18 protein-coding genes, 1 tRNA gene and 1 pseudogene are annotated in these 19721 nt (G+C 54.0%); 13 read left to right on the plus strand and 7 right to left on the minus strand.

The genetic code is table 11. The annotated features are described in order from the left end of the window. Positions 1-2 precede the first annotated feature (2 nt). The 3 genes and pseudogenes from glnL to glnA all read right to left on the minus strand — a co-directional run bounded on the left by glnL (position 3) and on the right by glnA (position 3476). Positions 3-1033 (minus strand): annotated as a pseudogene (gene glnL, locus IPK30_03670) (nitrogen regulation protein NR(II)). Between the two features lie 41 nt (positions 1034-1074). After that, a complete protein-coding gene (locus IPK30_03675; GenBank protein ID MBK8102393.1) occupies positions 1075-1923 on the minus strand; it encodes a DUF4124 domain-containing protein in 849 nt (282 codons plus the stop codon). Positions 1924-2066: 143 nt separating this feature from the next. Beyond that, positions 2067-3476, minus strand: a complete 1410-nt coding sequence (glnA, locus tag IPK30_03680) for a glutamate--ammonia ligase (GenBank protein ID MBK8102394.1) — start codon at positions 3474-3476, stop codon at positions 2067-2069. Positions 3477-3758: 282 nt separating this feature from the next. Here glnA and thiI point away from each other — a divergent pair, with 282 nt between their 5' ends. The 5 genes from thiI to cptA all read left to right on the plus strand — a co-directional run bounded on the left by thiI (position 3759) and on the right by cptA (position 9662). After that, a complete protein-coding gene (gene thiI, locus IPK30_03685; GenBank protein ID MBK8102395.1) occupies positions 3759-5243 on the plus strand; it encodes a tRNA 4-thiouridine(8) synthase ThiI in 1485 nt (494 codons plus the stop codon). Continuing rightward, the gene (locus tag IPK30_03690; GenBank protein MBK8102396.1) at positions 5243-6082 is read left to right on the plus strand and encodes an ABC transporter substrate-binding protein; all 840 of its coding nucleotides are present in this window, start codon (positions 5243-5245) and stop codon (positions 6080-6082) included. Before thiI ends, IPK30_03690 begins: the two co-directional genes overlap by 1 nt. Beyond that, complete coding sequence (locus IPK30_03695; protein MBK8102397.1) at positions 6079-7083, plus strand: iron ABC transporter permease; 1005 nt, start codon at positions 6079-6081, stop codon at positions 7081-7083. The genes IPK30_03690 and IPK30_03695 overlap by 4 nt, the downstream gene beginning before the upstream one ends. Continuing rightward, positions 7080-7877, plus strand: coding sequence for an ABC transporter ATP-binding protein (locus IPK30_03700; protein MBK8102398.1), 798 nt, complete (start codon positions 7080-7082; stop codon positions 7875-7877). The genes IPK30_03695 and IPK30_03700 overlap by 4 nt, the downstream gene beginning before the upstream one ends. Positions 7878-7958: 81 nt before the next feature. Then, positions 7959-9662: a phosphoethanolamine transferase CptA gene (cptA, locus tag IPK30_03705; GenBank protein ID MBK8102399.1), complete on the plus strand. Its 1704-nt coding sequence runs from the start codon at positions 7959-7961 to the stop codon at positions 9660-9662. On the opposite strand, the gene IPK30_03710 is transcribed toward cptA, so the two are convergent. From IPK30_03710 to corA, 3 genes are read right to left on the minus strand one after another with little or no spacing between them, the layout of a single operon-like run. Next, entirely contained in the window at positions 9653-10351 is a 699-nt protein-coding gene (locus IPK30_03710; protein MBK8102400.1) for a phytanoyl-CoA dioxygenase family protein, read from the minus strand. The genes cptA and IPK30_03710 overlap by 10 nt on opposite strands. Positions 10352-10356: 5 nt before the next feature. Continuing rightward, positions 10357-11124, minus strand: coding sequence for a 4'-phosphopantetheinyl transferase superfamily protein (locus tag IPK30_03715; GenBank protein MBK8102401.1), 768 nt, complete (start codon positions 11122-11124; stop codon positions 10357-10359). Beyond that, positions 11124-12128, minus strand: a complete 1005-nt coding sequence (corA, locus tag IPK30_03720) for a magnesium/cobalt transporter CorA (GenBank protein MBK8102402.1) — start codon at positions 12126-12128, stop codon at positions 11124-11126. The genes IPK30_03715 and corA overlap by 1 nt, the downstream gene beginning before the upstream one ends. A gap of 80 nt (positions 12129-12208) precedes the next feature. On the opposite strand from corA, the gene lolB reads away from it, so the two are divergent. The 7 genes from lolB to ychF all read left to right on the plus strand — a co-directional run bounded on the left by lolB (position 12209) and on the right by ychF (position 17213). Beyond that, positions 12209-12823 carry an outer membrane lipoprotein LolB gene (gene lolB / locus IPK30_03725; protein ID MBK8102403.1) on the plus strand — a complete coding sequence of 205 codons (615 nt, stop codon included), beginning with the start codon at positions 12209-12211 and terminating at the stop codon, positions 12821-12823. After that, positions 12823-13710 (plus strand): 4-(cytidine 5'-diphospho)-2-C-methyl-D-erythritol kinase, encoded by an 888-nt coding sequence (gene ispE, locus IPK30_03730; GenBank protein MBK8102404.1) that lies wholly within the window; start codon positions 12823-12825, stop codon positions 13708-13710. Before lolB ends, ispE begins: the two co-directional genes overlap by 1 nt. Then, positions 13690-13764 (plus strand) — tRNA-Gln (locus tag IPK30_03735). The genes ispE and IPK30_03735 overlap by 21 nt, the downstream gene beginning before the upstream one ends. A gap of 62 nt (positions 13765-13826) precedes the next feature. Beyond that, a complete protein-coding gene (locus tag IPK30_03740) occupies positions 13827-14768 on the plus strand; it encodes a ribose-phosphate pyrophosphokinase (GenBank protein MBK8102405.1) in 942 nt (313 codons plus the stop codon). 77 nt (positions 14769-14845) lie between these two features. Next, positions 14846-15451: a 50S ribosomal protein L25/general stress protein Ctc gene (locus tag IPK30_03745; GenBank protein ID MBK8102406.1), complete on the plus strand. Its 606-nt coding sequence runs from the start codon at positions 14846-14848 to the stop codon at positions 15449-15451. A 64-nt stretch (positions 15452-15515) separates the two neighbouring features. Then, positions 15516-16103, plus strand: coding sequence for an aminoacyl-tRNA hydrolase (pth, locus tag IPK30_03750; GenBank protein MBK8102407.1), 588 nt, complete (start codon positions 15516-15518; stop codon positions 16101-16103). Between the two features lie 18 nt (positions 16104-16121). After that, positions 16122-17213, plus strand: coding sequence for a redox-regulated ATPase YchF (ychF, locus tag IPK30_03755; GenBank protein MBK8102408.1), 1092 nt, complete (start codon positions 16122-16124; stop codon positions 17211-17213). Positions 17214-17290: 77 nt separating this feature from the next. On the opposite strand, the gene IPK30_03760 is transcribed toward ychF, so the two are convergent. After that, positions 17291-17653: a DUF805 domain-containing protein gene (locus IPK30_03760; protein ID MBK8102409.1), complete on the minus strand. Its 363-nt coding sequence runs from the start codon at positions 17651-17653 to the stop codon at positions 17291-17293. A 122-nt stretch (positions 17654-17775) separates the two neighbouring features. Between IPK30_03760 and acs the strand changes: the two genes are divergently transcribed. Then, a complete protein-coding gene (acs, locus tag IPK30_03765; protein ID MBK8102410.1) occupies positions 17776-19713 on the plus strand; it encodes an acetate--CoA ligase in 1938 nt (645 codons plus the stop codon). The last annotated feature ends 8 nt before the right edge of the window (positions 19714-19721 follow it).

The following is a 19721-nucleotide window of genomic DNA, read 5'->3' on the forward strand; positions in this document are numbered from 1 at the left end:
TTTTAAACATCCAGCGGTAGGTACAGCGAAAAACGGGTGCTGCCTGGCACACTGTCACATTCGATCATGCCGCGGTGTTGCGCCATGATGGATTGTGCAATCGCCAAACCCAAACCCGTCCCCTCTGCGCGCCCGGAAATCATCGGAAAGAAAATCGTGTCCTGAATATCCGCGGGGATACCAGGGCCGTTGTCGATCACATCCACACGACACACCAGTTTGTGCTGATGTTTGCCGATAGTGAATTGCCTTTGGACTCGGGTGCGCAAAATAACCCGAGCAAAATCCGTACCACTTTCTTGCAATACTTGCGCAGCATTGCGCAACACATTCAACACCACTTGTAACAGCTGATCGCGATCGCCCAATACATCCGGCACACTGGGGTCGTAATCGCGCTCAAAGCGCACCACTTCACCGCACTCCACACGCAACAAACTCAGCGCGCGCTCCAGCACTTCATGCACATTGATCGGCGACAACACCGGCGGCTCTTGCGAGCCCAGCATGCGATCGACCAAATCGCGCAGACGATCCGCCTCTTCGATGATGATGCGCGTGTATTCTTTTCCGACTCCGGCAAGGTGCGCGCCAATAATTGTGCCGCGCCGCGTATGCCACCCAAAGGATTTTTGATTTCATGCGCCAAACCGCGCGCCAAGTGGCGACTGGTTTGCTGCGAGGACACCACAGCCTCTTCACGACTGATGCGCAACAGGCGATCCACGGTTTGTATTTCCAATAGCAAACAGCGATCGGGCAGGGGCGTGGCGGTGATGTCCACCGAGACATTTTGGTGCGTGGCGTGCAAAGTGAGGTGCGTTTGCCGCTGGGTAAACGGGGTAGCTGTATCCAATGCTTGCTGAAAAGCGGTCACGAGATCATCCGCATCGCGCGTCAGATCAGAAAACCGCTGCCCCACAGCATGCTGCCGACTCACGGCCAGCAAGCCTTCTGCCGCTTGGTTACAGTGCAACACGATCAAATCACGGTCTAGCAGCACCACCGCGCCAGATAGATGATCCAGTATCAGTGAAGCAAACGGTGACTCCGGCGATAACTCGGAAGACAAACTCACCGCCCCGGTCGAGGTGCTGCGCCACCTGCTCCGCGAGTGCCGCTCGCACCACCTGCTCCGCCCGCACCACCGGCAGCTTTACCACCACCGGCACCGCCAGAGTTACCAAAACCTTTGGAACTGCTAAAACCACTTATCGGCGGTGGATCCGCCGTTGTATTGGCTCCACCTGTATTGCCACTGGGACTGATGCTGTCCTTTCTTTTCTTGTCAACATCCTCTCTTTTCGGATGGTTAGGATCAAGAACTGAAATACGGCGCACATGAAACTGCACCGGTTTTGATTCAATGAGCACCTTGCCGCGCTCGTCAACTACTTTGGCTACAACCGTATGTGTACCGCGCTCAGGCTCATTCACGGTGTAAAAAAAACTGCCATCACCCACGAGTTTGCCGTCGTAATACAGCTGTGCCGTATGCCCTTCCTGCATACCTGGCTGCACCGACGCACTCAAAGTAACAGCCATCGTCTCTTGCCCAAAATACTCGTCGGCTTGGGGGCTGGTAACGGTCACATCGGTGTATTTAATGCCGGCCTTTTCTCCTTCCCCCGTCTCACCCCGCTCTCCGCTGGGCAGCGAAATTCGGTTCGATGGTTTCACCGTCACCACATCTGACGGTCTATCCACAGGTGGTGTATCGGTAAACACGGTTTTGCCGTTTTTATCGACACTTTTGTAAACCAGTGTGCCAGCAGCAGGGAGTGGTGCAGGTTGCTCAGCGCCGACTTCCGTCGTTGCAGCAGCATCACCGACTTGCTGATCTTGCGCTTGCGCCGCAAGCGGCAACAACAAGCAACCAAACAACAGCCCTTTATTTAGTAAGTGCGATAGAGAGTGCGACATGGCTTCAGCCTCCAGCCGTGAATTTTATGTGGCGACAGCGAGAACACTTTACTCGTATCCGTGAGACAAAAAAAAGCCCAGTGCGCTGACTGGGCTTTTTTCTTGAACCAACTGCGATTAGCAGTTGTTTTTAGCAGCCGTTCTTAACAACTGTAATACATCTCGAACTCAACAGGGTGCGTGGTCATACGCAGCTTGGTGACTTCTTCCATTTTCAGCGCGATATACGCGTCGATCATGTCGTTATCGAATACGCCGCCAGCCGTCAAGAACTCGCGATCCTTATCGAGTGACTCCAACGCCATTTCGAGGCTAGAGCACACGGTTGGGATTTCTGCCGCTTCTTCTGGCTCCAAGTCGTACAAATCTTTGTCCGCCGCATCACCAGGATGGATTTTGTTTTTGATGCCATCCAAGCCCGCCATCAACAGTGCTGCAAAGCACAGGTATGGGTTGGCAGTTGGGTCTGGGAAGCGCGTTTCGATACGGCGCGCTTTTTCGCTGTTTACCCAGGGGATACGGATAGAAGCAGAACGGTTGCGCGCAGAGTAGGCCAACATAACTGGCGCTTCAAAGCCGGGAACCAGTCGTTTGTACGAGTTGGTGCCAGGGTTACAGAACGCATTCAAGGCTTTAGCGTGCTTGATGATACCGCCCACATAGAACAGTGCCGTTTCGCTCAAGCCGGCATAGGCATCGCCAGCAAAGATGTTTTTGCCTTTGGCAGTGATGGACTGGTGCACATGCATACCGGAACCGTTGTCGCCCACGATAGGCTTAGGCATGAAAGTGGCTGTTTTGCCGTAAGCGTGCGCCACATTGTGTACGCAGTACTTCAGGATTTGCACTTCGTCCGCTTTTTTCACCAGCGTGTTGCCGCCGACGCCGATTTCGCACTGACCGGCAGTGGCTACTTCGTGGTGATGCACTTCCAGCACCAAGCCCATTTGCTCCATGGCGTTGCACATGGCGCCGCGCACTTCGTGCAAAGAATCAACCGGTGGCACGGGGAAATAACCGCCTTTCACACCTGGGCGGTGGCCGATGTTGCCGCTTTCGAAGCTGTGATCAGAAGACCAAGCGGCTTCTTCCGAGCCGATTTTGACGCTGCAGCCGGACATATCGACTTTCCACTTCACATCGTCAAATACAAAGAACTCTGGCTCTGGGCCCATCGTCGCGAATGAGTCCGCACCATAGATGGTCTTCAAATAATCTTCAGCGCGTTGCGCGACCGAGCGTGGATCGCGGTTGTAGCCCTGCATAGTGGCTGGCTCAACAATCGAGCAGCGCAAGATAACGGTAGGCTCTTCAAAGAAAGGGTCCAGCACCGCTGTGCTGTCGTCTGGCATCAAAATCATGTCGGATTCGTTGATGCCTTTCCAGCCGGCGATAGAAGAGCCGTCGAACATTTTGCCGTTGGTAAACAGGCTGGCATCCTCACCCTTGGCAGGATAAGTCACATGCTGTTCTTTGCCTTTGGTGTCTGTGAAACGGAAATCAATCCACTTCACATCATGATCTTTGATCAGTTTCAGGGTTTTCTCTGACATGGTTTTCTCCGAATGACCGTCGATAGACGGGGTGTAAAAACAGAGTGGTTGGTGCTAATTATTTGAAGCAAACAACGGGGTGCAAAATATATGCCATTTGCGCCTCACAAAGAAAGCGCGAGATTGCGTTGGGTTTTGCCACAAAAATGTGCGCCACACTCTTAAATCGCCCCAAAAATGGGCAGCCACACGCAAATCGCACCACATTAGTGCAACACAAACATCAACGCCGGCTGATCGGCTGCCCTATATAATGCCGCTCCGCCCACTCGGATAGCTGCCATGCAGTACACCATCAAGCTGTTCGCTGAAATCACTATCAAAAGCAGGCCGGTGCGTCAGCGCTTGGTGCGCATGCTGCGCGACAACCTGCGCACTCTGCTAAAGCCTCTCGACCCCAACGCCGACATCGTGCGCCACTGGGATCATCTCAGCATTCACAGCCAAGCCGACGCTGCCACGCAGGCGCAGATTGTCGACCTGCTGCAACGCACGCCGGGCATCAGCTACTTTCAGCGCGTGCATGAATTTCCTTTGTATTTGCCTACAGCAGATGAGAACGCTGCGCCCACGGTCGATTGGGATGGCATCTACCAACACACGCGCCAACTGTATGAACCGCTGCTGGCTGGGAAAACTTTTCGCGTGAGCTGCCGCCGTCACGGTCAACACAATTTTATTTCTGCGGATGTCGAACGCTATATCGGCGGCGGCTTGCACCAACACTGCGCCACCGGTGGCGTCAAACTGAAAAATTTTGACATTGATGTATCCGTAGAAATTCGCGACGAGCGTTTCTATGTGGTCGAGCAAGATTACGCAGGGCTGGGCGGTTTCCCGATGGCTTCACAAGACTCCGTGCTATCGCTCATCTCCGGTGGTTTTGATTCCACTATTTCCACTTATTTCAGCATGAAGCGCGGCTTGCTCACGCATTTCTGCTTTTTTAATCTCGGTGGCGATGCGCATGAAATCGCCGTGAAAGAAATTGCCGTGTATTTGTGGATGAAATACGGCGCTTCGCACCGCGTGAAATTTATCAGCGTGCCGTTTGTCGATGTGGTGCGTGAAATGCAGGAACGCATCCATCATTCACAAATGGGTGTGATTTTGAAACGCATGATGCTGCGCGCCGCCAGCGAGATTGCCAGAAAACTGGACATACAAGCACTGGTGACAGGCGAAGCGGTGGCGCAAGTTTCCAGCCAAACACTGCCCAATCTATCGGTTATTGACCAAGCTACCGATATGCTAGTGCTGCGTCCACTGGCGATGATGGACAAACCAGACATCATTGATTTATCGCGTAAAATTGGCACCGAAGTGTTCGCTAAAAACATTCCAGAATACTGCGGTGTAATTTCGCAAAAACCCACCACGCGTGCCAAGGCAGAGCGCATTGCGCGCGAAGAAGACTTTTTTAATTTTGAAGTGTTGCAGCAGGCTATTGCCGACAGTGTTGCCGCCAATATTGATGAGATCGCGCAGACAGATAACATCGCTCACGACATCCCCGTGCTGCGCGACGCACCGGCAGGCAGCATTGTGCTAGATATTCGCCACCCCGATGAAGAGCAGAAAAAACCGCTGTGTATCACTGGCATTACCGTGCAAACCCTGCCTTTTTATCAGCTGCACAAACGCTACAGCGAACTGGATCCACAACAGCACTATCTGCTGTACTGCGAGCGCGGGGTGATGAGCCAATTGCAAGCGCAGTTTCTGTATACCCAGCGCTTTCAACGCATCGCCGTATTCAAACCCTGATGTTTTTTCTGCGCTCACTTTTTGTTTTTCTGCTAATGATCGGCGTTGCTCACAGCGCTGATGCTGATACAGAGAATGAAAAAAAACCGCAGCGCATTGCCTCTCTCGGCCTGTGTACCGATCAAATTTTATTGATGATGGTAGATGCCTCGCGCATCGCAACCATCAATCATCAAGCGATTGATCCCGTTGCCTCTTACATGGCCAAAGCCGCAGGCAATATCCCACTCAACTACGGCTCCGCCGAAGAAATTATTCCACTGCATCCTGATTTAGTGATCAGCACCAATTTCGGTTCGCCGGATACCGTGCGCATTTTGAAAAAACTGGGCTATCGCGTGGAGCTGATGCCGCTGCCAACCTCTATAGAAGGTATACGCGAGATGCTGCTGCTCGTTGGGCAATGGTTTGGAGAAACAGAAAAAGCCAAAACTTTAATTGCAGAAATGGATAAAAAAATTACTGACGCACAAGCGCGCAATCAGCACAAACCTTCACCACGCGCGATTATTTATTCACCTAACGGTTACACCATAGGCAGCAACACGGTAGAGAACGATATTTTGCAAAAAGCGGGCTATCGCAATCTCGCCGCCGAGATGGGCGTACAGCATTTTCAACAAATATCACTGGAAACTTTGGTTACCACCAAGCCGGACAGAATTCTGATCGACAACTACGCGTACAATCCCAATTCGCTCGCTTACAGTTACATCAATCATCCGGTGGTGCGTCAGATGATTCCCTTGGAAAACCGCATGTTCGTTCCTTCGCAACTACGCGACTGCGCGGGGCCACAAGTGGCAGAAGAAATTGCTTGGTTGGCCGATCGCCGATGAAACTCTTGCACACATCACCCGCCACATTAAATCTGTTGCTGATCTCGGCAACCCTGCTGTGTTTTTTGCTGTCGCTGTGCACAGGCTCTGCGGATGTGTCCGTGGGCAAAGGCGTTGCCGATGCGCTTCACCATGCGACCAGTATGGAGTCGCTGATCGTGATGGAATTGCGCCTGCCGCGCGCACTGCTGGCGCTGTTTATCGGCGGCACACTGGGCATGGCGGGCGCGGCACTGCAGGGCATGTTGCGCAACCCCTTGGCAGAGCCCGGCATTATCGGCGTCTCTAACGGCGCCGCACTGGGCGCAGTGGTGATGTTTTATTTTGGTTTTGCCAGCCTCGGCTGGTTTTTACTGCCGCTGGGCGGCCTGCTCGGCGCCTGCGTCGCGGTGCTGTGTTTGGTGTTGCTGGTGCCGCATAACAGCAATGTGTTGACGCTGATCCTCGCCGGTATCGCCATCAACGCCATCGGCAGCGCACTGATCGCCCTCGCGCTCAACTTTGCCCCCAGCCCCTACGCCATGCAGGAAATTGTCTACTGGCTGCTCGGCTCGGTGACCAACCGCAGCCTGCACGATGTGGCCATCGCCCTGCCCTTCATGGCCACAGGCTGGCTAATGATGCTGCGCTGCGGCAGCTTTCTCGACGCGCTCACCTTGGGCGAAGACACCGCGCAATCGCTAGGTTTCAATGTGCGCCGGCTGCGATGGATCTTGGTCGGCGGGGTGGCGGCAGGTATCGGTGCAGCTGTTTCCGTCAGTGGCAATATCGGCTTCGTCGGTTTGGTAGTGCCGCATGTATTGCGGCCTTTGGTTGGCTACTCACCCAAGCGCCTGCTGGGTGTGAGCTTCTGGGGCGGCGCCATCTTGCTGCTGCTGGCCGACATCACCGTACAACTGCTCTCCCACGGCGGCGAGATGAAGCTGGGCGTGGTCACGGCGCTGGTCGGCGGCCCCTTCTTCCTCTACTTAATTCTGCGCACGCGGAGCTATTGGTCATGAGCAGCGTGCCTCTGCTGGCAGGTCAGTCATTGGCGTTTGCCATCGACGGCATCGACATCGTGCGTGACATCCACCTGCAAGTGCGCAGCGGCGAATTGGTGGGCTTGATCGGCCCCAACGGCGCAGGCAAAAGCACCCTGCTGCGCCTGCTGTGCGGTATCGAATCCGCCACGCAGGGCGAAGTGTTCTGGCAGGGCAGCACGCTCAACTCGCTGTCACTGGAGGCGCGTGCGCGGCATATCGGCTATTTGGCACAGGGCGCGCGTGCGCAGTGGCCGGTATCGGTGGAGCGCGTGGTGGCGCTGGGGCGTTTACCGCACCGCAGCCTGTGGCATAAAGACAGCGCCGCTGACCAAGCCGCTATTGAGCAAGCGCTACAGATGGCGGAAGTGGTCGCCTACCGCCAGCGCATCGCCACCACGCTGTCGGGTGGCGAGCAGACACTGGTGATGCTGGCGCGCATTTTTGCCACTCAGCCACAGCTGATTTTTGCCGATGAGCCCGTCGCCGCACTCGACCCCTATCACCAACTGCATGTGATGGAACTGCTGCGCGCCCACGCCCATGGCAATAATGCAGGCGTAGTGGTATTACACGATTTAAGCCTCGCCGCCCGCTACTGCGACCGCCTGTATTTGCTCACTCACGGCAGCGTTTTCTGCAGCGGCTCACCCGCCACCGTACTCACGCAAGACAACCTGCGCACGGTTTACGGCATTGACAGCCGCATTGAATGCTCGGCCGAGGGTGTGAGCGTCACCCCCACGCGAAGGCTGCGCCAAGGTCATCCGTAACTGCCATTATCCTTAACACTTTTTTTACAGATGCACCGCTAGAGTGCGCGCCTCTTTTTAATGCTGAATCCGAAGTCTTTTATGTACACCGCTCTCACTTTTTACTTATTTTTTGCGTGGTTTTCTGTGGCACCACAGTTGCTGCTACTCGCCACTGGCACCACAGGTTGGGCAGGACCGCGCGACGCCATCCTGCACAGTCTGACTTGGCTGCTACTGCCCGCGCTATTGCCGCGTCGCAGCTGGGGAATAGTGTTCGGCGCGCTCGCCATCGCAATGGGCGTGTGTGCATTGATGAAAGTGGGCTACTTCCTGATGTTTCAACAAGAGATGTCGCAAAGTGTCTTTGTATCGATTCTAGAAAGCCCGCCGGAAGAATCCAAAGAGTTCATGCTGCAATTTTTTCGTTGGTGGATGATCCCCGCTGGCATCGCGTTTTGTGCGCCCGCGTGGTGGGCATATCGCCGCAGCATGAAAACTGCGCCGATCCGTGCCAACGCGCGATATATCTATATCGCATTGGCTTGCGCCCTCATCATCAAACCTTTCATTCCCGATGGTTTCAATCAAGACACGCGCAATCGTTTAGGCGACAAATTTTCCACCACTGAACCTTGGGCTACAACACAAAGTTACATCAGCTATTTACAAAATTTGCGCGAATCGGATCGCCTGCAATCCAACATGGAAGCCGTTGCCAAAAATGCAACGATACACAGCACCGATGCCACAGACGCGCAAACGTATGTGTTGGTGATTGGCGAATCCACCAACCGCAACCGGTTGTCACTGTACGGTTATCCGCGCGACACCAATCCGCGTCTACAAGAAATTCGCCATGAATTATTGGTCTACAACGATGTCGTCGCCAATATTCCCTACACCATTGAATCACTATCCAGCACACTCACTTTTACGCCACCAGAAAAATACAACGAAGCCTACCGCGCCATGAATGTCATCACGATGATGAAAAAAGCGGGCTTCAAAACTTTCTGGATTACCAACCAGCAGACACTGACACACCGCAACACCATGCTGACGGCTTTTGCCAAACTGACCGACGAACCCACTTTTTTGAACAACAACCGCCGTCAAAGCGCCAACAGCTATGACGAAGTGGTACTCAAACCGTTTGCAGATGCATTATCGGATAACGCAAAGCGCAAACTGATTGTGGTTCACCTCATCGGCACTCACTTTGCTTATGAATACCGCTACCCAGATGTGTTCAATATTTTCAGCAACCAACAACCGCTATCGTCGTTTGCAACCGGCGAAGAACCTGTCCAGATGTACAACGACTATGACAACGCCGTGCGCTACAACGACAACGTCGTGCGCCAACTGATTGACAGCTATCGCGCTAAAGACCCTTACGGTTTTCTGCTGTATTTTGCAGATCATGGCGAAGAAGTGTTTGATGTGCGTGACTTTAATGGCCGCGACATGAGCAAACCCACCATCGACATGTACGATGTGCCTTTTATTGTGTGGCCTGCACCGCGCTGGGCAGCACAACACGATATGAAAGCACTGGAAAATACCGTACACCGCCCATCATCCTTGTCTTTATTTATGAACGGCTGGTGTACGCTGGCCGCTATTCAATACAAAGAGTGCAACAGTGCTGACAGTGTTTTTAGTGCAGATTTTGTTGCCAAACCGCGCTGGGTTGGCATACTCAAAGCGCGCCAATCGTATGAAGCACTGAACGAGCACGATAGAAAAATACTGACGGAGCAGCGCGCAACTGCCGCACAAAAAACGACCGCTCAGCGGTAGTCATCGCTGACTGGCGCTTGCTGCTCTTGGTAATCTTTATCAACGTATAAAAACGACATCATGTGCCTGCGCTTACCCGCGTAAGGCACGGCATGCCAGATGCGCGCATCAAACACGATGAGATCACCCGGTCGCGTAGGTATCTCATCGCAAGGAATTTCTGTGATAGAAAGCCCAACCGTTTCTTCTGGCGTTTTAATACTTTTCTTTAATAATTTTGCAAAACGATCGGTGTGATGATGGCTGCCAGGGATAGCGCGAAATGCATCTTCACCCGCGTGCATTTCATCAAAATACACAATCGCTTTGGCGTTGCGGCAGTTGTAAGGCAAGCCTGTAATATCTGTATGCCAGCGCGTACCGCAATCATAAATATTGCCGTCGCTGCCCAATAGGCGAAACGGCTCACCGAGCAAACTGCCGATAATGGATGACACCACACTGTCATGCGCCAACGCGTGCAGCAGCGGATGCTTGTCGACAATCGCCGGCATGATTTGACGCGGGCGATTGTGGTGCACCACATGCTCCCACGGAATAATCTCTGCCGCCGCTTCAGCAAACACATCATCAAACGCAGCGCGCAGTTCTTGCACACGGTCTATCAGCAAGCTCGGAAACACCAAATAACCAAAAAGATCGAAACGATTTTTTTGCTGCGGTGTAATCACTAGCGTTTGTTCAGACATAAACATCACGACTCATGCATAGCCACGGATTGCAAAGCATTTGAAGCAGGCTCCCACTGCAGAAAACGATAGGCCGGCTCAATAATCTCGGCATCAGTGTCGCAGTCCGATTGCTCAATAGCCAGCGCCAAATGATGATCATCATCAAACCTTCCGTGCATAAAATGCCAGCCGGCAGAAGGCAAGGAAAAGAGCGCCGTTTGTTTTCCGGCTGCGGAAGACGCGAAAGCGATTTCATGCAACGCCGTGCCTGCAATTGTGTTGCCCTGCGCCTTGATAAACGCCTCTTTTAGCGTCCAGCAGCGAAAAAATTCGCGGCGGCGCAATGCAGTATCAGATATCGACGCTAACGCTTTCTTTTCTTGCGAGTGAAAATATTTCTCAGCAATTTCATCGATACGATTCTTGCGCCTTTCACAATCGACATCCACGCCTACGGCTTGTGCTAGCGAAACCGCACAAGCAACCCAGCGCGGCCCGTGGCTCACATTAAATGCCAGCGCAGATTTTGGATTGATCAATACCGGCTTACCTGCTGGCGTTTTCTCAAATGCCAGCATCAAGGCATCAACCCCTGTGTAGTGTGCCAAACAAGCGCGCAACAGTGCGCGTGCAGCCAACCATTCTTTTTGTCGATGCTCGTTGCGCATCGCAGCTAAATAATCTTTTTCTTCTGGTGTGATGTATAAAAATAAATGCGAAGACAAAACCGCAGGGATAGGCTGCAACCACACATGCACAGCGTTACCGAACAGAGGCTCCACCAACAGCATTACAACCAGCCGGCCTTCACAAAACGGCGGTACAAATAACCGCAAGCGCCCACCATAATCCCCAGCGCAAACGCGTAGCCGTACTTCCACTTCAATTCCGGCATAAACTCAAAATTCATGCCGTAAATTTCTGCGATAGCTGTCGGCACTGCCAACATCGCTGCATAAGCTGCCAGTTTTTTCATCACCTCATTTTGCTCAACCGAAGCGAGCATGATGTTGGCCTCCAGCGCAGAAGTGAGCAAATCGCGCAGCGCACTGATGCGCTTATCAATGCGAATCAAATGGTCACGCACATCGCGAAAATACGGCCGCATGTCTTCATCAACAAATCCAGACTCAAATAAAGAAATCCGCTCACAAGTGTCAATTAACGGCGAAGCCATGTTTTGTAAAATGCGTAAATGCCTGCGCAAATTATGCACGCGCTGTACCATTTTTTTATCAATGCGCCCCTCTAAAATCTTTTCTTCTATCCCCTCTGCTTCCGCGCCCATTTCATCAATGATGGGCATATAGTTGTCGACCACAAAGTCCACCAGGGAATACACCACAAAATCCGCACCTTTGGCGAGCATGGCGGGGATGCGCTCACAGCGCGCACGCAGTTCTTTGTAAGAATGTGAGGCGCCGTGACGCACAGCAACCACATAACCACGCCCGGCAAAAATATGCGTTTCGCCAAATTCGATCACGCCATTTTTTCGCTGCGCGGTATGCAGCACCAGAAAAACCGAATCCCCGTAAAACTCTAATTTCGTACGCTGGTGCGCATTGACAGCATCTTCCACCACCAAATCATGCAAGCCAAATTGTTTCTGCACCTCGTTCAGCAGTTCATTATCTGGCTCATACAAACCCACCCAAACAAAACGATCGGGCCGTGTCATCCATTCCTGTACTTCTTGTATGCCCAAGGTGCAAATGCGTTTGCCATTTTCATAACCTGCGCAATCCACAATCATTCCGTTGGAATTTGCCGGCACTGCATCTTTCTTATTCACGCCGCGAGCCCTCTACTGTTCACCCCACGCTGCATTGTAGGGTAAGGTAAGCACCCCTTGTGCGCCACCGGAAATCCTTCATGCAAGGACAGACATCACGCTTCTTTTTTCGCGCATTCTGTTTGTTGTTGGTCAGCATTGCGCTGGTCGGTTGCGCCACGGTTGCACCCGTTACCACGCAGGGCAAACCGGATACTGCTTTGCAGCAAAAACTGGCCGCACTACAGCACTGGAATATCAACGGCAAACTCGCTGTGCGTTCAACCGCCGCATCAGAATCCGCGCGCATACAGTGGCAGCAAAACGGCGTGCGTTTTGATATTCATTTATCTGGCCCCGCTGGCTTAAAAGCCACGCGCATACACGGCACACCCAACGATGTGCGCTTTGAGCAGGGCGAACAAACACTGCACGCCAACTCCATCGAAGAACTGTCACAACAATTGATAGGATGGCCACTGCCCGCCGACAAACTCACTTGGTGGCTGCGCGGTCTGCCTGCGCCCGACAGCACGCCGCAGCGCACAAGCTACGCACCGGAAGGCTGGTTGGCCGCACTGTCGCAAGACGGTTGGAATATTCATTTCAGCGAGCCGCAGCAACCGCGCTCGGATATCACACTGCCCAGTCGCATCGAAGCCACGCGCGACGACACACGCATCACCCTGATCATCAAAACTTGGCAGCTCGATTGATGACTGGCCACTTCACACTCTGCGCACCCGCCAAACTCAATTTATTCCTACACATTACTGGGCGGCGCGCTGACGGCTATCACGAACTGCAAACGGTTTTTCAATTACTTGATGTCGGCGACGAACTGACATTTGTGCCACGCAACGATGGCGAAATTCACCTGCACGGCACATTGCAAGGTGTACCGGCGGAGCAAAACCTTATCGTGCGCGCCGCGCGTTTGTTGCAACAACACAGCGCTTGCGCACTGGGCGCGGAGATCACACTCAACAAGCGCCTGCCGATGGGCGGCGGTTTGGGCGGCGGTAGCTCGGACGCCGCCACCACCCTGCTCGGCCTCAATCATCTATGGCAGTTGCAGTTGGATATCGACCGCTTGGCGCAACTGGGCGGGCAACTGGGCGCGGATGTACCTGTATTTGTGCGCGGCCACAGCAGTTGGGCCGAAGGCGTGGGCGATGTGCTCACACCACTGTCCCTGCCTGCACAATGGTTCGTGGTATTGACGCCCGCTTGCAGCGTCAGCACCGCAGAAATCTTCTACGCGCCCGAATTGACACGCAACACCGCCGCCATCACAATAGCCGCCTTTCTGCGGGGGGGTAGCCCCGTTGCCACGCGCAACGACTGCCAAGATGTAGTGGAAAAAGCCTATCCAGCCGTTAAAAACGCGCTGTCATGGCTTGCCATTTTTGCACCCAGCAGAATGACCGGTACCGGTGCCAGTGTGTTTGCTGCGTTTCCCACGCAAGCCGCCGCTGAAACGGTATTGGCACAAAAGCCCAGCGATGTATCAGGGTTCGTGGCAAAGGGAGTCGATGTTTCTCCTGCGCACTGCCAGTTGTCGCATCTAGGGGCAGATTACAGGGGTATCGCCAAGCGGTAAGGCAGCAGGTTTTGATCCTGCCACTCGGAGGTTCGAATCCTTCTACCCCTGCCATTTTCTTGTTTGACTGATGCCGTTCATCCACCGTTTGTGCTGACAGATTTCGAGTGCCGCTCATGTCCAACTTTATGGTTTTTTCCGGCAACGCCAACCGCGAATTGGCAGAGCGCATTGCACAACGACTCGGCATGCGACTCGGCGACGCCGATGTCAAATCGTTTTCCGACGGCGAAATTTCCGTAGAAATTAATGAAAATGTGCGCGGCGGTGATGTGTTCATCGTGCAGCCCACTTGCGCGCCACCCAATCGCAATTTGATGGAATTGTTGTTCATCACCGACGCCCTGCGTCGCGCCTCCGCTGCGCGCATCACCGCCGTTGTTCCGTATTTCGGTTACGCGCGCCAAGATCGCCGCGTGCGCTCCGCCCGTGTGCCTATCAGCGCCAAAGTGTGTGCCGACATGATGACCGGCGCCGGTGTCGATCGCGTACTGACGGTGGATTTGCACGCCGAACAGATTCAAGGTTTTTTTGATGTGCCAGTAGACAATGTCTACGGTTCGCCCGTGTTGCTGAGCGATATCCGCGCCCAAAAATATGACGACTTGCTGGTGGTATCGCCCGACATCGGCGGTGTGGTGCGCGCCCGCGCAGTGGCAAAAGAAATGCACTGCGATTTGGCGATCATCGACAAACGCCGCCCCAAAGCGAATGTCAGTGAAGTGATGAACATCATCGGCGAAGTAGAAGGCCGCACTTGCGTGTTGGTGGATGACATCGTCGATACCGCCGGCACACTGTGCAAAGCCGCCGACGCGCTAAAAGAGCATGGCGCAGGCAAAGTGATCGCCTACTGCACACACCCCGTGTTGTCTGGCAATGCACTGCACAATTTGAACAACTCCAGCTTGGATGAATTGGTCGTCACCGACACCATTCCTCTCAGTGCAGAAATGAAAAATTGCTCCAAAATTCGCCAGTTGTCCATGGCGCATTTGTTGGCGGAGGCAATTCGCCGCGTCAACAATGAAGAATCCGTCAGTGCAATGTTTAACTAACCGAGCACAACGGCCCACGCGCTGCATTGGTCGCAAATGCAGCGAATAACCACGCGGCTCTGCCGCAAAATGAGGTAATAACCATGTCCAGTTTTACTCTGCAAGCTCAAACACGAGCCGACAAGGGGAAAGGTGCGAGCCGCCGCCTGCGTCGTCTGAACAACGAAGTGCCAGCCATTTTGTACGGCGATGACAAAGCACCCGCTATGCTCAGCGTACCGCACAAAGATTTGGCGAAATGCTTAGAGTCTGAGGCGTTTTACAGCAGCATCATCACGCTCACCGTTGACGGTCAAGCGCAAAAAGTGCTGCTGCGCGATTTGCAACGCCACCCTGCTGCACCGCGCATTCTGCACGCGGATTTCCAGCGCGTATCAGGCACCAAAAAAATCCACATGCGCGTACCTTTGCACTTCATCAACGAAGATATTTGCGCAGGCGTGAAGCAACAAGGCGGTGCCATCAACCACAGCATGAACGAATTGGAAGTGAGCTGCTTGGCAGCCGATTTGCCAGAGTTTATCGAAGTGGATTTGGCTGCCGTTGTGGTTGACCAAATCGTACACATCTCTGATTTGAAACTACCGAAAGGCGTTGAGTCTGTAGCACTGTCACACGGCGCAGATCACGACTTGCCGGTTGTCGCGGTACACGCGATCAAAGGCGGCAGCAGCGAGGAGTAATCCTCTGCTGTAGAGAAAAAGGCCAGCGCGTTGCTGGCCTTTTTTTTAGTACGCGAGCATTGAGATGAGCGAAAAAATTCAATTAATTGTTGGTCTCGGCAATCCCGGGCGCGAATACGCACACACGCGCCACAACGCGGGTGCGGATTTTGTCAGCCTGCTCGGCGACGAATACCGTGCGAACTGGCAGGAAGAAAAAAAATTCTCCAGCCTCACAACGCAAGTGTTGATCGGCGCTCAAACCGTGCGCTTACTGCTGCCGCAAACCTTTATGAATCGCAGCGGGCAAGCGGTCGGCACGATCGCCAATTTTTATAAAATTGCACCGGAAAATATTCTCATTGCGCACGACGAACTTGATCTTGCGCCGGGCGTTGCGCGTTTGAAAATCGGCGGCGGTCACGGCGGTCACAACGGCTTGCGCGATACCATTGCCGCGCTGGGCAATCAAAATACTTTTGCGCGGCTGCGTATCGGCATCGGTCATCCTGGCAACGCCAAAATGGTGTCGGATTTCGTGTTAAAACGCGCACCCATCACTGAATTTGAATTAGCGGCAGACAGCATGGCGCGCGCACTGCGCGTATTGCCCGATGTTGTGAGCGGCAATATGGATAAAGCCATGTTGCAACTGCATTCAGACAATAACTAATTTTTCGAGGACACCATCATGGGATTTAATTGCGGCATCGTCGGCCTGCCCAATGTAGGAAAATCTACGCTGTTCAATGCGCTGACCAAGGCGGGCATCGAAGCGCAAAACTTTCCGTTCTGCACCATCGAACCCAACACCGGTATTGTGCCGATGCCCGATGCGCGTCTCGACGCACTCGCCGCCATTGTTACACCGGAGCGCGTGCTGCCCACCACGATGGAGTTTGTCGATATCGCCGGCCTCGTGGCTGGCGCATCCAAAGGCGAAGGCTTGGGCAATAAATTTCTCGCCAATATTCGCGAAACCGATGCCATTGCGCATGTGGTGCGCTGCTTTGAAGACGACAATGTGATTCATGTCGCCAACCGCATCAATCCGCTCGACGACATTGAAATCATCAACATGGAATTGGCGTTGGCCGATCTCGATACTGTAGAAAAAACTTTATTGCGCTGCGCTAAACAAGCCAAAAGCGGCGACAAAGACGCGCAACAACTCAAAGCTGTGCTGGATAAAATTCAGCCCGTGTTAGCGGAAGGAAAACGCGCCAGCATCGTGAAATTGGATACCGATGAACTCGCGCTGCTGAAGCCACTGTGTTTGATTACCACCAAACCCACCATGTACATCGCCAATGTGGCGGAAGACGGTTTTGACAACAACCCACACCTCGACGCGGTTAAACAACTCGCGGCAGAAGAAAATGCGGTTGTGGTTCCCATCTGCAATAAAATTGAAGCGGAAATTGCCGAACTGGATGAAGCCGATAAAGCCGAGTTTTTGGAAACGCTAGGCATGGAAGAGCCAGGACTGAACCGCGTGATACGCGCCGGTTATCAACTGCTTAACTTGCACACCTATTTCACGGCGGGCGTGAAAGAAGTGCGCGCATGGACAATTAAAATTGGCGCAACTGCACCGCAAGCGGCTGGCGTGATCCACACCGATTTTGAAAAAGGATTTATTCGCGCAGAAACCATCGGCTATGACGATTTTGTGCAGTACAACGGCGAAGCTGGCGCGAAAGAAGCAGGCAAGTGGCGCTTGGAAGGCAAAGACTATGTTGTGAAAGATGGCGATGTGATGCACTTTCGCTTTAATGTTTAACGCAACCCGCACGCACAAAAAAGCCGCAGCTCACACTGCGGCTTTTTTTATTTTCTGTTGCTGTATTTTCTACAGCATCAAACGCTGGCGACATCCTGCCCCGCTTTGGGGTTGGGGCCGTACTGGTTATCGCTAGGCGTGGTGTCTTGCGCAAGAAACACGATCAACACAATCGCACCCAACAGAGGAATTAACACAATCAACTGCCACCAACCGCTGCGGCCAGTGTCATGCAAACGGCGCGTTGCCGCTGCAATGCTAGGTAACAACAGGGCGAGTGAAAAAAGAATGGAGAGTAGTTGCATGCCCAATACGCCATCGACCACGGCGCACACCATATAAAAAATCATATAAAACAGTATGAACATCCAATACTGCGTGCGCGTGTTGCGCCCTTCAAAGTTCACATATTGCTGAACCGCTGCCGTGAAGTGTTCCATGTGGTGCTCCTTGTTGCTGGTTGGTGTAGTACTCGACCATCACACCACAACTTGCGCTGACTGTTCAAGTTGCACGCGAGGCAGGTAGGATAGGAGCACGACATCGCTGCAAGGAATTGCTCATGCCCTCCACCGCCTACGCCTGCCCCGCTCCCGCCACTTTCGCGTTCGCGCAGCACATCAACCGCGCGCGCTACAACGCGATGTACAAACAATCGCTTGAACAGCCCGATGTTTTTTGGGCGGAACGCGCCCGCGAATTTTTGGATTTTCAGCGCCTGTGGGATCGCGTGAGCGATTGCGATATGACCAAAGGACAGGCGCGCTGGTTTGAAGGTGCGCAGTTGAATGTGAGCGTGAATTGCATAGACCGCCACCTCGCCACGCGCGGCGATCAAACCGCGTTGATTTGGGAAGGCGACGAACCCAACGCGACCAAACACATCAGCTACCGCGAACTGCATCGCCAGGTCTGCCAACTCGCCAATGCGCTCAAAGCACGCGGCGTACAGCGCGGCGATCGCGTGTGCATTTACCTGCCGATGATTCCTGAAGCGGCTTACGCGATGCTCGCTTGCGCCCGTATCGGCGCGGTGCATTCGGTGGTGTTCGGTGGTTTCTCAGCCGAGGCGCTCAAAGACCGCATCCTCGATGCCGATTGCCGCGTGGTCATCACCGCCGACGAAGGCGTGCGCGGCGGCAAAGCCATCCCCCTCAAAAACAGCGTGGATGCCGCCCTGCAACACTGCCCGAACGTGCACACGGTGCTGACCGTCAAACGCACTGGTGGTGACATTGCTTGGCAGGGCGAGCGCGATTTCTGGTATCACGAGCTAGTGAACGCCCAAGCCACCGACTGCGCGCCGGAATGGATGGGCGCGGAAGACCCGCTGTTCATCCTCTACACCTCCGGCTCCACCGGAAAACCCAAGGGCGTGTTGCACACCACCGCCGGTTATTTGTTGATGACGGCAATGACTTTTCGCTACACCTTTGATTACCAAGACGGCGAGATTTTCTGGTGCACGGCCGATGTGGGTTGGGTGACGGGACACTCCTACACCCTGTACGGTCCGCTCGCCAATGGCGCCACCACCCTGCTGTTTGAGGGTGTGCCCACCTACCCTGATGCCTCGCGCTTTTGGCAGGTGTGCGACAAACACCGCGTCAATATTCTCTACACCGCCCCCACCGCCATTCGCGCACTGATGGCGCAGGGCGACGAGTTTGTCACTCGCACTTCTCGCGCCAGCCTGCGCCTGCTCGGCACCGTGGGTGAGCCGATCAACCCCGAAGCGTGGGCGTGGTATCAGCGCGTGGTGGGCGGTGGGCGCTGCCCGATCGTCGATACCTGGTGGCAGACCGAAACCGGCGTACACATGATTACTCCGCTGCCGCAGGCCATCCCCACCAAACCCGGCTCCGCCACCCTGCCCATGTTCGGCGTGCAGCCCGTCTTGCTCGATCAAGCCGGAAAAGAAATCGCAGGCGCGGGTGAAGGCATGTTGGCGATCAAAGCCTCATGGCCTGCGCAAATTCGCACCGTGTACGGCAACCACCAACGCCTGCTCGACAATTATTTTGCGCAGTACGCCGGCTACTACTTCACTGGCGATGGCGCGCGCCGCGACGCCGATGGCTATTACTGGATCACCGGCCGCGTGGACGATGTATTGAATGTCTCCGGTCACCGTTTGGGCACAGCGGAAATTGAATCGGCACTGGTGTTGCACCCGAAAGTCGCGGAAGCGGCCGTGGTGGGCTACCCGCACGACATCAAAGGTCAGGGTATTTATTGTTTTGTGACTTTAATGCACGACGAAAACAGCGATGCCGCACTCGCGGCTGAACTCACGCAGTACTGCACGAAAGAAATTGGCGCGATAGCCAAGCCCGACAAAATACAGTGGGCCCCCGCACTGCCCAAAACGCGCTCAGGAAAAATTATGCGCCGTATTTTGCGCAAGATTGCTGAAAACGACATCGAAAACTTGGGCGATACCTCCACGCTAGCGGATCCATCCGTAGTGGCGAGTTTGGTGGCGAATCGTCAGCAATAATTGCCGGC

Source organism: Cellvibrionales bacterium (assembly GCA_016713115.1).
GTDB lineage: Bacteria > Pseudomonadota > Gammaproteobacteria > Pseudomonadales > UBA7239 > UBA7239.

Bases quoted from the DNA above. Each gene is read 5' to 3' on its own strand.
- IPK30_03675 (MBK8102393.1), bottom strand. From the start codon at position 1,923: ATGTCGCACTCTCTATCGCACTTACTAAATAAAGGGCTGTTGTTTGGT.
- glnA (MBK8102394.1), bottom strand. From the start codon at position 3,476: ATGTCAGAGAAAACCCTGAAACTGATCAAAGATCATGATGTGAAGTGG.
- thiI (MBK8102395.1), top strand. From the start codon at position 3,759: ATGCAGTACACCATCAAGCTGTTCGCTGAAATCACTATCAAAAGCAGG.
- IPK30_03690 (MBK8102396.1), top strand. From the start codon at position 5,243: ATGTTTTTTCTGCGCTCACTTTTTGTTTTTCTGCTAATGATCGGCGTT.
- IPK30_03695 (MBK8102397.1), top strand. From the start codon at position 6,079: ATGAAACTCTTGCACACATCACCCGCCACATTAAATCTGTTGCTGATC.
- IPK30_03700 (MBK8102398.1), top strand. From the start codon at position 7,080: ATGAGCAGCGTGCCTCTGCTGGCAGGTCAGTCATTGGCGTTTGCCATC.
- cptA (MBK8102399.1), top strand. From the start codon at position 7,959: ATGTACACCGCTCTCACTTTTTACTTATTTTTTGCGTGGTTTTCTGTG.
- IPK30_03710 (MBK8102400.1), bottom strand. From the start codon at position 10,351: ATGTCTGAACAAACGCTAGTGATTACACCGCAGCAAAAAAATCGTTTC.
- IPK30_03715 (MBK8102401.1), bottom strand. From the start codon at position 11,124: ATGCTGTTGGTGGAGCCTCTGTTCGGTAACGCTGTGCATGTGTGGTTG.
- lolB (MBK8102403.1), top strand. From the start codon at position 12,209: ATGCAAGGACAGACATCACGCTTCTTTTTTCGCGCATTCTGTTTGTTG.
- ispE (MBK8102404.1), top strand. From the start codon at position 12,823: ATGACTGGCCACTTCACACTCTGCGCACCCGCCAAACTCAATTTATTC.
- IPK30_03740 (MBK8102405.1), top strand. From the start codon at position 13,827: ATGTCCAACTTTATGGTTTTTTCCGGCAACGCCAACCGCGAATTGGCA.
- pth (MBK8102407.1), top strand. From the start codon at position 15,516: ATGAGCGAAAAAATTCAATTAATTGTTGGTCTCGGCAATCCCGGGCGC.
- ychF (MBK8102408.1), top strand. From the start codon at position 16,122: ATGGGATTTAATTGCGGCATCGTCGGCCTGCCCAATGTAGGAAAATCT.
- IPK30_03760 (MBK8102409.1), bottom strand. From the start codon at position 17,653: ATGGAACACTTCACGGCAGCGGTTCAGCAATATGTGAACTTTGAAGGG.
- acs (MBK8102410.1), top strand. From the start codon at position 17,776: ATGCCCTCCACCGCCTACGCCTGCCCCGCTCCCGCCACTTTCGCGTTC.